At 59.9% G+C, this 12,343-nt stretch carries 9 protein-coding genes and 1 pseudogene; 8 read left to right on the forward strand and 2 right to left on the reverse strand.

Going from position 1 to position 12,343, the window contains the following annotated elements:
• Positions 1-637 precede the first annotated feature (637 nt).
• Entirely contained in the window at positions 638-994 is a 357-nt protein-coding gene (locus MESAU_RS32130) for a hypothetical protein (protein WP_245262923.1), read from the forward strand.
• Positions 991-1,512, forward strand: coding sequence for an Ntn hydrolase family protein (locus MESAU_RS28655; RefSeq protein WP_013533520.1), 522 nt, complete (start codon positions 991-993; stop codon positions 1,510-1,512). Before MESAU_RS32130 ends, MESAU_RS28655 begins: the two co-directional genes overlap by 4 nt.
• A 535-nt stretch (positions 1,513-2,047) precedes the next feature.
• On the opposite strand, the gene nifA is transcribed toward MESAU_RS28655, so the two are convergent.
• Positions 2,048-3,817: a nif-specific transcriptional activator NifA gene (nifA, locus tag MESAU_RS28660; RefSeq protein ID WP_013533522.1), complete on the reverse strand. Its 1,770-nt coding sequence runs from the start codon at positions 3,815-3,817 to the stop codon at positions 2,048-2,050.
• 1,287 nt (positions 3,818-5,104) lie between these two features.
• Here nifA and MESAU_RS28665 point away from each other — a divergent pair.
• The 3 genes and pseudogenes from MESAU_RS28665 to MESAU_RS28675 all read left to right on the forward strand — a co-directional run.
• Positions 5,105-6,517 (forward strand): annotated as a pseudogene (locus tag MESAU_RS28665) (dicarboxylate/amino acid:cation symporter); the annotation flags it as partial.
• Between the two features lie 175 nt (positions 6,518-6,692).
• Positions 6,693-7,757, forward strand: a complete 1,065-nt coding sequence (locus MESAU_RS28670) for a LacI family DNA-binding transcriptional regulator (RefSeq protein WP_015319223.1) — start codon at positions 6,693-6,695, stop codon at positions 7,755-7,757.
• Positions 7,758-7,919: 162 nt separating this feature from the next.
• Positions 7,920-8,759: a TIM barrel protein gene (locus tag MESAU_RS28675; RefSeq protein WP_013533525.1), complete on the forward strand. Its 840-nt coding sequence runs from the start codon at positions 7,920-7,922 to the stop codon at positions 8,757-8,759.
• Positions 8,760-8,773: 14 nt separating this feature from the next.
• Here MESAU_RS28675 and MESAU_RS28680 read toward each other — a convergent pair whose 3' ends face one another.
• Positions 8,774-9,691, reverse strand: coding sequence for a LysR family transcriptional regulator (locus tag MESAU_RS28680; protein WP_013533526.1), 918 nt, complete (start codon positions 9,689-9,691; stop codon positions 8,774-8,776).
• 158 nt (positions 9,692-9,849) lie between these two features.
• On the opposite strand from MESAU_RS28680, the gene MESAU_RS28685 reads away from it, so the two are divergent.
• The 3 genes from MESAU_RS28685 to MESAU_RS28695 all read left to right on the forward strand — a co-directional run bounded on the left by MESAU_RS28685 (position 9,850) and on the right by MESAU_RS28695 (position 12,142).
• Entirely contained in the window at positions 9,850-10,440 is a 591-nt protein-coding gene (locus MESAU_RS28685) for a NodA family N-acyltransferase (protein ID WP_013533527.1), read from the forward strand.
• 211 nt (positions 10,441-10,651) lie between these two features.
• Positions 10,652-10,933 carry an acyl carrier protein gene (locus MESAU_RS28690; RefSeq protein ID WP_013533528.1) on the forward strand — a complete coding sequence of 94 codons (282 nt, stop codon included), beginning with the start codon at positions 10,652-10,654 and terminating at the stop codon, positions 10,931-10,933.
• The gene (locus MESAU_RS28695) at positions 10,934-12,142 is read left to right on the forward strand and encodes a beta-ketoacyl-[acyl-carrier-protein] synthase family protein (RefSeq protein ID WP_013533529.1); all 1,209 of its coding nucleotides are present in this window, start codon (positions 10,934-10,936) and stop codon (positions 12,140-12,142) included.
• Positions 12,143-12,343 lie beyond the last annotated feature (201 nt).

Here is a 12,343-nt window from a genome sequence, read left to right on the forward strand (position 1 = left end):
CGTCGCTCAACCATCATTGCCGAAGCTGGCCGTCTTCGACGTGTTCATCGCCAGTTTCTAAGTTCTGCCTGCTGGACACTCGACACAGCCGTCAGGCCAATATCGAGGCCAGCCCGCCTTTTCCAAGTTCGGCGACGACAGGCTACGTCTCACCCGGACGAGGCCGGCAAGTCTGCAGGCGTCAGTGTGAGAACTCATTCTTCGGGCATAGTTCGAGCACTCCTTCGCAAGAGATCGCGACACCAGCAGACGCACGTGTTGTGCAGCATTGGCGAATGCGGTCCGACTACCGGCCTTTCGTTAAGGGCGGGGCGTTCCCGACCATGGCAGGAGCACCAATTGCGCAATCCCCTCGCCTTTTTCCTCTCGAGTGCCACAGATGCGATCGCTCCGTCTCGCCGGCGTCTCCATCTAAATGCTGGGCGCGAGCTGACGATCTCGCGCAAGCAGGCCCTCGCTTTTCCGGCCGATCCCGACGCCTACCTCAACGGAAAGCCGCTATGTGCTCGATGATACCTCAGCGCTACGAATACGAGACCTTCGGGGCACAGCATCATCCCTCGCGGAACGTGGCCACGGCGCTCAGGCCTACGCCAGCAAGGGCCAACTCAGATAGCAACCCAGAGACGAAAACCACGTGAACCTGCACACGCTACAGCCGGCGACGACTGCGCAATCGACAAATGACCTGCACGCCCGGCATTTTGCTGTTGTCGGCGCTCTCCTTGGCACGAGGATTGCTCTGACCGTCACCGAACTAGCCAGGAATTCGAAACCGTTAACAGGAGCAAAGATGGATACCGCACAATTGGACCGGGAGATCCACAAGATCGCCAACCAATGCGTGAGCGAGGCCAGGGCAGTCGTCACGAAACGAGGTTTCCAGCCCCAGGAACTAACCGCGAAAACCGTCGCTGCCGGCGTCGACACTGTCGAGATCGTACGCTCGGCCGACGCGGCCATGAGCAAGGTTGACGAGGGGACGTGGCTGTGACGACGATCGCCTACAAACACGGCGTAATGGCCGCCGACAGCCGTGCCTACGGCGCCGGCCTGGGATCAATCGGCTCCAAGCTCAAAATCCGCCGTCTTCCGGATGGACGCCTGATTGGCGCAACGACTCCCCAGGTTGGCGCCGGTGAGGCCATTCTGGACTGGTACGCCGCTGGCGCTGACGTTCACAACACGCCAGAGGGTGTAAAAGGCTCCAACGTCGGTCTGCTGGTCGTTCATCCCGACGGGCGCGCTCAGGTGGCGTCTGGCGCCTGGACACTGACCGGCATGCTCGAAAGCCCCTATTTTGTTATCGGCAGCGGCTCCCATTACGCGGAGGCCATTCTCGAATCCGGCGGGACCTCACAGCAGGCTGTAGAGATCGCCTGCAAGTTCGATTGGTGCTCCGGGCTCCCGGTCGTGTCCCTGATGCACGGAGCGCCCTGCCCTTCCCCGCGCCACCCCAGGCGGGCCAAGTGGCTGTCGTGGGTCGGCAGGAGGTTCAAGATTACGGGCTAGCTATCGTCGCAGCTGCCGGCCGTGACAATAGGATGAAGGGAGTTTGATGGGGTACAAACCGACGCGGCACAAGCCGCGCGAGGCAGCCCTGATCCGCTGGATCATCAACGGGTTCGGGACCCAGCGCCGGCGCCGCTGGTAGCGATCGCGCTGCTGGCGACGTCGGCCATCCAGTTCGCCGGCGTACCGGTCTCAGTCGTGGCGCTATTGTTCTAGCGCCAGCTTAGGAATCTTTCAGTTAATTGTACACCAAAAACGATAACGAGCGCACAGAGCTCATGTCGGGTGGTAGCACCGGTTCCTCGTTCTATTTTGCTTTACATAACGGCCGCCTGTCGTTGGGGCCAACTAGGTCGAAACAGCTTAAAATTGGCCTCCTGCCCGCCAATCTCATTGCTAGGTAGCAAAGCGTCATCTCGGGTGAGGCCCCATGTTCTTGCCTGGGTCGATCGAATCGAAATGGCGATGCGGGGACCCCACATCGCTCGTCTCAAGGCGCCAAAGCACCAAGGCTTCATCTGGTTCGGTTGACTCTTCACAGACGCTTGATCTCAATGCCGTATTTCCTCAGCGTGTAGCCTATCTGGCGCGGCGTCAGTCCAAGCAGGCGTGCCGCCTTTGCCTGGACCCAGCCACATCTTTCCATGGCCGCGATGACAGCTTCAGCACCGGTCGTTCTCGTACCGTTCAAGTGAGCTATCCTGCTCAGTGGCGGCTCCCCTGTGGTCTCAGGCGGGACTGCGACGGAGGGAGACGTACCGGCAGCAGCCGGCGTTATGGCCGCACCCCCTGGCGCCGGCAACATCGGCCGCGATTGCAGCGCCAGGCTGTCGGATCTGACTTTATGCAGCGCCGCTGCGAAGCATTGGCCTTGGCAGCATGCAAAGTCGCCTCTCCCTATCGATGCACCCATCGCCAGAACCGCTGTCCGATACACGCAGTTTTGGAGCTCGCGAATGTTGCCGGGAAAATCACAGTTCATCAGCACTTCAACCGCACCGGGATCGAGGGTCATCGTAACGCCGTTCTCATCATTGAAATTTTTGAGAAACTCGGCTGCGAGGAGCGGAATATCACTGCGCCTTTCGCGCAGCGCCGGCACCCGCACCGCAAACACATTGATGCGGTAATAGAGGTCCTCCCGGAACTCATTTCTGGCAACTGCCTCTTCCAGGTTCTTGTTCGTGGCAGCGATGATCCGAACATCGACTTTGACGGTCTGGTTGCCGCCGACGCGCTCGAACTCCTGCTCCTGCAGCACACGCAAGAGCTTTGCCTGGAACGATGGCGAGATCTCGCCGATCTCGTCCAGGAACAGCGTCCCTTTGTCGGCGAGCTCAAAGCGCCCCTTGCGCGAGTTGAACGCGCTTGTGAAAGCGCCCTTCTCGTGACCGAACAATTCGGATTCCAGGACTGTCTCGGATAACGCAGCGCAATTGAGCTTGATGAAGGGGCGTTTGGCGCGCGGCGACAAATCATGGAGGGCCTTGGCGACCTTCTCCTTCCCGGTACCCGACTCGCCTCGCAACAGAACCGCAATCTTGAGCTTGGCTACGACCTGGATATTCTCAATCAGATCGCGAAACGGCAAACTGTCGCCAATCATCCCCTCGATGTGAATCTTGTTCCGCTGCCGCGCCGGTTGGTTCTGCTTTGGCTGCAGGTCGTGCTGGGCCATGGGTTGCTGGCGACCGCCCCCTAGGGAGCGACGAAACTTGACTGTCTGACCTACCAAGTTAGCGATTTGGTTGAGCAGATAGAGGTTGTGATCGAGCCAAGCTCTTGGGTCTTCGCCCAGTACGTGGTCGATGGTCAGTGTGCCCACGACATCCGCATCGACGCGAATGGGAACGCCGATGAAGGACACTGCTGCGTTGTTGGAGACCCCGAGCACGTCCGTGTCGGCGGCGGTGAAAGCCGAATGAAAGGCGATGTTCTCGGTGACCAGGGGCGTGCCCGCCCTCATAATCTGGTCGATCGCCTTCCGCGGCACACGGCGGCTCTCGCTCGAGCCGGCGCCGAAGATTTCCAGTTCGCCATGACTGTTGAAGAGAGAGATGATGCCGTGCCGCATCGGCAGAAACGATCGCAGAATATCTATGACCTTTGTCAACGTGACATCGAGCGCGGAGGGGGCGGCAAGTGCTGTAGTAAATATTTCCACTACGCCGGCAAGCTCGCTCTCACGTGACGGCAGAGTAGCGGATTCCACATCGTCCCTTTTGGCGTCGTGAAGCGATGGGCAGCATGACGGCGTCTGCTCAGCACTTTCTTCAGATTGGCGATTGTTGTCATGATTTAGCATGTCATCCTCCATTCCGGGCCGCGACAGCAACGCCGCGCCATGTGGGCCTGCGACGTCGCCGGGCGTAGAGGCCCTCGTCAAATGGCATCGGCGCCCCAGCCACCGTTGGCCGGGACCGGCATGAGTCTTCGCCCCGTAGGCCGCCGCAGATTGGCGCACTTGCTCGCGCGTCGGAGCCACGAGTGCTTGGGACGTCGATAGAAACAATCGTGACGCGGGGTTGGCGGCAGCACGCCGGAGTTCCGCAGGAGGCATAAGACGAAAAGTAGGTTTCGGTTTTTGGCTTCGTCAGGGCCCGATGAAAGGCAGGCGCGAAAAATGCGGGAGGCGATGCTCGATGCATGGCTGGACTATCCTTACTGAATCGGGGCGCTCTACAGGCTCTTTCCGGTGGCCACCACTGCTGCTCGGAACGAGATGGGCAGTCAACAGCTGCTCGGAACGAGGTGGCCAATCAACCGAACTTCCTTGCATTTCTGATAGGTTGAGAGAGGCTATGATAGAATCCATCATTCAGATTCTTGCCAGGAGATCGATTCGGAACGGCAAAGATGTTTGCCCCGGCGTGTCGAGGGTGCCTGGCGCGCTGAGCGAGCCGACGCATTTGCGTCGCTTCTATCGCCGGCAATCGCTGCCGACGTCCTCCTGGCTCGCTGAGTTGATCGCGACAATCGTTCATTCCTCGCTATTTGATGCCATTCCCACGAGAGCAGGCGGCGCGTGCCGTGGCGCGAAGTTGTCGTCGTGCGGGGCTTCAGTGTTCGTGCTGCAAAGCATCTCCTCAATCACCCGGTTGCGCCAGGACCCGCGGGATCAATCGGTCTGCCGACGGCCCCTTCGAGACGCTCTGCTTCGGCGGGAGCGCGGCAGAGCACGCTCGCGTAGGTGATCCTCCACTCCGGTGCGCGGTCGGTCACAAATACGACAACGAAGCGGGGACATCGGGGCGCCAGAGACACAACCGGCGGCCGCTCTGCCAGGCAAAGCAATTACTGCACGGCGCCCTGTCAATCCTCTTTCTTCTACCGGACCGTATTGCTTCGACCCGGCACAATTCCGAGCCTAAGTGCGGGATTTCGCCCAGGATGAAGGCAGCCAGTGCGGAAACCCGCACAAACGTCAGGGACACCGGTTGACCGAGCGTCTGAACCTGCACGATTGGGCGCGGGATTTCCACTTGGCACGACGCTTGCAGCCGAGACGACAGCAGCGCTCGACCGGAGCGCCGCGATGGGAGAAGCGCGGGAAGGGAGGCGGCCCACCCCGATCCGGTCAGGGAGAGAAAAGCTGTTGGCTCCACCGATTCGAAGCGCCGGTCCCCCAGCCCGCAAGGCCTTCTACGCCCAACTGTACGTGCAGGTGCTTACCGCCATCGCCCTCGGTGTCGCAGTCGGCTATTTGTATCCGGGCACCGGAGAGGCTCTGAAGCCGCTGGGCGATGCTTTCATCAAGCTCGTGAAGATGATTATCGCACCTGTGATCTTTCTAACCGTAACGACCGGCATTGCGGGCATGAACGATCTCAAGAAGGTCGGCCGGGTCGCCGGCAAGGCGATGATCTATTTCCTCACCTTCTCGAGCCTCGCATTGATGGTCGGTCTCGTTGTCGCCAATGTCGTTCAACCCGGCTCTGGCCTCGATATCGATCCGGCCTCGCTCGATGGCCAGGCCGTGCAGGGCTATGTGGCCAAGGTCCACGATCAGTCGGTGACCGGCTTCCTCATGAACATCATCCCGTCAACTATCGTTGGTGCCTTCGCCGAAGGCAACATCCTGCAGGTCCTGTTCTTCTCGATTCTGTTCGGCAGCGCTCTGGCGATGGCCGGAGACACCGGGAAGCCTGTGCTTTCCTTGCTTCAAGCGCTCCTCGCGCCGGTGTTCAAGCTGGTCGGCATCCTGATGCAGGCCGCGCCCGTCGGCGCTTTCGGCGCCATGGCCTTCACAATCGGCAAATATGGCATCGGTTCAGTGGTCAACCTCGCCATGCTGGTCGCGACGTTCTATTTCACCGCATTCGTCTTCGTGTTCGGGATTCTCGGCGCGGTTTGCCGATACAACGGTTTCTCAATCTTTTCTCTCGTGCGATACATCAAGGAAGAGCTGCTGCTGGTCCTGGCAACGTCCTCCTCGGAGGCTGCGCTGCCCTCGCTCATGGAGAAAATGGAGAAGGCAGGCGCCAAGCGTTCCGTCGTGGGTCTCGTCATCCCGACGGGATATTCCTTCAATCTGGACGGTACCAATATCTATATGACGCTTGCCGCCCTCTTCATCGCCCAGGCAACGAACACGCATTTGTCGGTTGCCGATCAGATTCTCCTGTTGGTCGTCGCGATGCTTTCCTCGAAGGGTGCCGCAGGTATTACGGGGGCTGGCTTCGTCACGTTGGCCGCCACGCTTTCCGTAATACCAACTGTTCCCGTTGCTGGGATGGCTCTGATCCTTGGTGTGGACCGCTTCATGTCCGAATGCCGAGCGCTGACGAATGTAGTGGGTAACGCGGTGGCTGCGCTCGTCGTCGCCCGCTGGGAAGGCGAATTGGACGAAGCGCGCATGAAAGCCGCCTTCTGCGGGAGCTTGCCGAGAGATTAAACCGGCCACCCCGCCCCAGCAAGATTGCTGCAGCGCGACCAATCAAGTCGCCGCGCTGTCATCAGCACGAAAGAATCGGCTCGCGGCTCTAAACAGCGCGTCGCGAGACACAAGATCAGAAGCGCCAATGCGGTGAATCAAGAAACATGGATGCCTTACGCAAACGAAACCGAGAGCGACGAATGCTCGGTTGCTCCTTGAGCGCTGTTCATTGGATAGGTTGCCGATCGTGGAGCATGTCGAAATCTTCATGTTGCCGCCCGGAACCGTCGCCGGGACAGGGCCGATGACACAGGGACAGCCGATCAGAATTGGCGCGACGGCCAAGCGCCCCACAATTGCCGATCTCGCCCGCGAAGCCGGAGTGAGCGTAGCAACGGTCGATCGCGTCCTGAACGATCGTCTTCCGGTGCGGGAGCGGACCGCGCGGCTGGTCCATGAAGCCGCCCACGCGATCGGCTATCATGCGGCGGGTCTCATCAAACAGCGCTTGCAACGGGACCTGCCGCAGTACCGGCTAGGCTTCATCCTGAGAAAGCCGGCCCAGCATTTCTACCAAGATTTCGCGCGCGAGGTCAAAGCAGCGGTTACTTCGGCCGAGACCTTCTATGGCATTCCGGTTATCGAATTCGCGCCTTCGCATTCGCCCGGGGAGCTGGCGGCTAGCCTCAAGAATCTTGGTAGGCGCTGTCACGCGATCGGCATGGTGGCGCCAGACCACCCTAAGATCACGGCGGCAGTCGAGGAGCTCAAGGCAAAAGGCATCCCGGTTTTCTCGCTGCTTTCTGACTTCGCCGCTGGCGTGCGCGAGGGCTACGTAGGTCTCAACAACCACCGGGTCGGGCGCACGGCAGCTTGGATGTTCTCCAAAGCCGCTAAACGGCCTGGCAAAGTGGCGGTGTTTGTCGGCAGCCACCGTTTCCAGAGTCATGAGCTGCGGGAAAGCGGCTTCCGTTCCTATTTCCGAGAGAACGAGCCAGCATTCGAGGTGCTCGATACGCTCTTGAACTTTGAGAAACGACAGATCACTTACGAGGCGCTACTGCATCTTATGCAGCGGGAACCTGAGCTCGTCGGGTTCTACGTGGCCGGCGGTGGCATGGAGGGTGCCATCTCCGCGCTCCGGGACGAGTGCAACGGTCAGGATCTCGTCGTGATCGTGAATGAAATCACGCCGGAGTCACGGGCGGCTCTCGCGGATGACATCGTCACGATGGCGCTCGCCACACCACTGCGCCGACTTTGCCATGAGCTGATGCTGCTGATGGACCGCGCCCTCAAGAACGGCACGGCGGAGACATCGGGCCAGACATTTCTGCCGTTCGATATCTATGTGCCGGAGAATATCTGAATGATGTGATTCCATCAGTGCGTGCTAATTTCCTATCATAAATGCAAGAATCGCTCGATTGACTAGCCTGCTCTAATCAGCTTTGTGCATCCGCCTGCGGTGGGGCGCGCGGAGAAGCCAGACAAGACTGGCGCCGCACTTGTTGAAGGAAAAGCCAAGCCCATGCGCCAGGTATCTCCCCGCTTTGCGCTGCAAGACATGGCGGCGCCTTCTGTCGACGTCAGTGCCATTTTCGCAATTGCGCGTGATCAGGGCCTGACCGATGTTCAAATCCGTGACCATCGTTTCAGCAATCCTGTTGCACGCGCCATTCCGGCTGCTGAGGTCCGCTCGGCCGCTACCGAAGCCGGCGTCACGATAATTTCGATGAACGCTTTGCAGCGCTTCGACGACTGGACTGCCACCCGCCGGGCGGAGGCGAGCAAGCTGGCCGACTACGCTGCGGCCTGCGGGGCCAAGACGGTCGTGCTGGTGCCAGTCAACCACGGCTCGCGCGCCAGCGCTGGCGAGCGCCATGACGGTCTCCGCCTCGCTCTAAACGCGCTCAAGCCGATCCTCCAATCGCGCGGGCTTATCGGCCTGATTGAGCCGCTGGGCTTTCGAACCTGCTCGCTCCGATCAAAGAGGGAAGCGGTCGAGGCCATTGCCGCGGTTGACGGCCAGACCGTGTTTCGCCTGATGCACGATACGTTCCACCACACGCTCGCCGGCGAGACCTCCTTGTTTGGCGAGCTTACCGGACTCGCGCACATTTCAGGCGTGAACGACCCGATGTTCTGGATTTACCCGGATCGCCTTCCTGGAGGTTCTGACAATGCCAGTCAGATCCAGGCGCTGCTTGATCATGGTTATGCGGGACCCTTCTCGTTCGAACTGGTAGAGGAAGTGTGCACGATGGACGAGCTCGCTGGCGCGCTTGCCGCCAGTATTGCTTTCATCCAGCGCGTGCTGTCGACGCGAAAGCAGTTGGTCGAAGAGGTAGAAAGCGAAATGGACGTGTAAAGCCTTGCGTGTTGTCACAGCGGAACAGCCATGCGAGCTGCCTCCTGTATCATTACCTCGCGCATCCAGACGCTTGCCGGATCGGTATTATGGAGTGCTGGCCATTGGACCGCTTCGGTGAAAGCAGGAAGCGGCAGCGGAAGTTCCACAATCTGAAGGGGGAAGGTTTTTTCGAAGTACTTAACCAGCCGGAAGGGCATGGTCGCAATACGAGCCGTGCCGGACACCATGGGTGGGATCATGCTGAAGCCCTGCACGGCCACCTCGACACGTCTTTTAAGACCATGCTCGAGTAAGAACCATTCCTCGACGGACGGCATCAGCGAACGTCCGAACCTGACCGAGACGTGCCTCATCGACAGGTATCTCTCGAATGTAAGCTGCCGTCTCAGCTGCCTGTTCGTGGGACAGCCGACGCATACGAGCCTCTCGTCGAACAAGGCCACGCTCGAATGCGCGCTCGACGTGAACAAATCTGGAAGAACTACAAAATCGACGTCGCCGCGCCCGAGGAGCTCATCGGGGCTATCGTTGACAGGCAGCAATTCGAAACTGACGGCGGGGGCTTCCCGGGCAACACGTTCCACGACTTTCTCAAAAAAAACGAGCGTGGCGAAATCGGAAATAGTGATCCTGAAGCGACGATCGGATCGAGCCGGGTCAAACGGATCGGAAGAAATAATCGTACGTTGGATGTGCAGCAGAGCGTCGCGGACTGCGGGGCCAAGTGCTGCCGCACGTGACGTCAGAATACGTTCGCGGCCGTTCATGCTGAACAGTTCATCGCCGAAAAAATCGCGCAGTCGGGCGACGGCCGCACTCATCGCCGGCTGACTGAGATTGATCCGGCGTGCCGCCGCCGAGAGATTGCGCTCGGCCAGCAATGCGTCCAGCACGACGAGAAGATTGAGATCAAGCCCCCTGAAACGCATTTCTGCGGCTATCCATCGAGTGGATACCTTCCATCGAAACAAACGATTTTATCATTGTGCTGAAATCTCGCATGGACAAACACCTGACGCACCGATCACCCGCTGCCTCTATGCCGTGATGAGCGTCTTAAGGACAACCCGAAAGGAGAAATTCTTCCATGCGCTCTGCCGTGCAGTGGAGGTTATGCTGGGAAAATAACTTGCAAGTGGCCGACCATGTCGAGCTCTCCGATTTCTTCCGAAAGACCTATGGACGAAACGGGGCCTTCGGCGCAAAGCCATTCGAAGGTAGCCGCAGTTGGGCCGGCGCAAGACCCGAACTCCGCCTTATTGCCAGCGACCCTGAGGGCGTAGCGGCACACATCGGCATACTGCGCCGCTTCATCAAGGTTGGCGACGTCGATGTTCTTGTGGCTGAGTTGGGCCTGTATGGCGTTCGTCAGGATCTTGAGAAGCTTGGAATCAGCTTTTCTATGCGCGCCGTATATCCCGTCCTGCAGCAGATGGGGGTTCCCTTCGGTTTCGGCACGGTTCGGCACGCCATGCGGAATCATGTTGAGAGGTACTGCAGAGAGGGCATAGCCACCATTGTGCCAGGCGTCCGGGTCCGTTCGAGCCGCGCAAATGTGCATCACGACCTGCCGTCCACGCGCCTGGATGACGTGCTCGTGTTGGTATCGCCAATTGGACGCTCGATGGACGAATGGCCTTCCGGCACGCTGATCGACCGCAACGGTCCGGAGCTGTGAACTTCGGGGCTGCATATCCGTCCCGAGTGGCTACGGCCTCCCAGCAACATTCTTCGCCATCGCAGCCTGCGCCGCAGGCCAGCCGGACTTATCCGGCTCTATGGGCGTTAAGCTTCTTCAGTTGCAGAAGTTTAATGGCTGGTTCCCCGACGCGCGGCTCAAGGAGTTATGTCGCGCACGTAAAAAACAAGCTGAAATGGAAAGAAACAAAATGTCTGATCAACTTATAACGGAAGTCATTGAGATAATCAGGAAGCGCATCGAATCGGAGAACGCCGAGGGAACGACTGCAGCATCCGTCGGCGAAATAACCACTGCGACGGAAGTGACTTCGCTCGGGATCGATTCACTGGGGTTGGCGGACGTGCTCTGGGACCTCGAGCAGGCGTACGGCATCAAGATCGAGATGAACTCGGCCGATGCGTGGTCTGATCTCCAAACTGTCGGGGACATGGTGGAAGCCATCCGCGGCTTGCTCAACAAGGCGGCTTGAATGGATCGCCGGGTCGTCATCACTGGACTAGGCGGGCTGTGCGGGCTGGGCACCGATGTCGGCTCCATCTGGAAAGGCATGCGCGAGGGCCGATCGGCCATCGGTCCGATTATCAATGCACAGCTTCACGGGCTGGAGGGCGCGATCGGCGCCGAGATCAAGACGCTGCCTGAGCACGACATTGAGCCCCGGCAGCTGCTCTCCATGGGACGTTTCAGCCTGCTTGCCGTGCTTGCAGCACGCGAAGCCATGCGACAGTCCGGACTCTCCTGCGATGAAGGCAATGCCCATCGCTTTGGCGCAATAGTGGGTGCCGGCTTCGGCGGCTACGATGCGACCGAGAAAGGCTACCGCGACGTCCTTTTGGGGGGAGCGTCCCGCGTTGAACTGTTCTCGGGAGTAAAGGCGATGCCGAGCGCGGCTGCGTGCCAGGTCAGCATGAGCCTCGGCCTTCGCGGGCCGGTCTTCGCCGTCACCACCGCCTGTGCATCGGGCAATCATGCGATTGCCTCGGCCGTAGACCAGATCAAGTATGGCCGAGCCGACGTGATGCTTGCGGGAGGCAGCGACGCGGCGTTCGTGTACATGATGATGAAGGCATGGGAAGCCATGCGCGTGCTCGCTCCGGACACTTGCCGGCCCTTCTCCGCGGACCGGAAGGGAGTGGTGCTGGGCGAAGGTGCGGGCATGGCCGTACTGGAAAGCTATGAGCATGCTACCGCCCGGGGTGCAACGATTCTTGCCGAGGTCGCGGGCATCGGTCTGTCTGCCGATGCCTCCCACATCGCCGCGCCGGCAGTTCACGGGCCGGAAGGCGCGATGCGCGCCTGCCTTGCCGATGCGAAACTGAATCCAGAGGACGTCGAGTACCTGAACGCGCACGGCACCGGCACCAAGGCCAACGATCAAATCGAAACGGCGGCGATCAAGCGAGTCTTCGGTGAGCATGCTCATTCGATGTCCGTCTCTTCCACCAAATCCACCCACGGTCACTGCCTAGGTGCAGCCAGCGCGATTGAAATGATCGCCTGTGTGATGGCGATTCAGGAGGGCGTGGTACCTCCGACCGCCAACTATCGCGAGCCAGACCCCGATTGCGATCTCGATGTCACGCCCAACGTGCCGCGCGAGCGTAAGGTGCGTGTGGCCATGAGCAACGCGTTTGCCATGGGGGGCACGAACGCAGTTCTAGCGTTCAAGCACGTATAGTGAGCGTCCATGTCGCCGCAAAGTCCTTCCGCGCGCCTTGCTGGACAGTCTGAACGCTCTCCCAGTGTCCACCAGTCAGCTCCAGGTGGTCAGATCGGTCGAGCCGCGTCTGGTCGTGCGGCCGATGCCGCCGCAACCCAATTGGTGCGTGAACTCACCAAGGCCGTTTGGCCAGGAAGCCAACCATCGAGCCGTTCCGGA

This window comes from Mesorhizobium australicum WSM2073 (assembly GCF_000230995.2).
Taxonomy (GTDB): Bacteria; Pseudomonadota; Alphaproteobacteria; order Rhizobiales; family Rhizobiaceae; genus Mesorhizobium; species Mesorhizobium australicum.

What these genes read in the sequence shown, in the direction of transcription:
- MESAU_RS28675 (WP_013533525.1), top strand. Translation starts at nt 7,920, where the DNA reads ATGCGCCAGGTATCTCCCCGCTTTGCGCTGCAAGACATGGCGGCGCCT.
- MESAU_RS28685 (WP_013533527.1), top strand. Translation starts at nt 9,850, where the DNA reads ATGCGCTCTGCCGTGCAGTGGAGGTTATGCTGGGAAAATAACTTGCAA.
- MESAU_RS28695 (WP_013533529.1), top strand. Translation starts at nt 10,934, where the DNA reads ATGGATCGCCGGGTCGTCATCACTGGACTAGGCGGGCTGTGCGGGCTG.
- nifA (WP_013533522.1), bottom strand. Translation starts at nt 3,817, where the DNA reads ATGCTAAATCATGACAACAATCGCCAATCTGAAGAAAGTGCTGAGCAG.
- MESAU_RS28690 (WP_013533528.1), top strand. Translation starts at nt 10,652, where the DNA reads ATGTCTGATCAACTTATAACGGAAGTCATTGAGATAATCAGGAAGCGC.
- MESAU_RS28680 (WP_013533526.1), bottom strand. Translation starts at nt 9,691, where the DNA reads ATGCGTTTCAGGGGGCTTGATCTCAATCTTCTCGTCGTGCTGGACGCA.
- MESAU_RS28670 (WP_015319223.1), top strand. Translation starts at nt 6,693, where the DNA reads ATGACACAGGGACAGCCGATCAGAATTGGCGCGACGGCCAAGCGCCCC.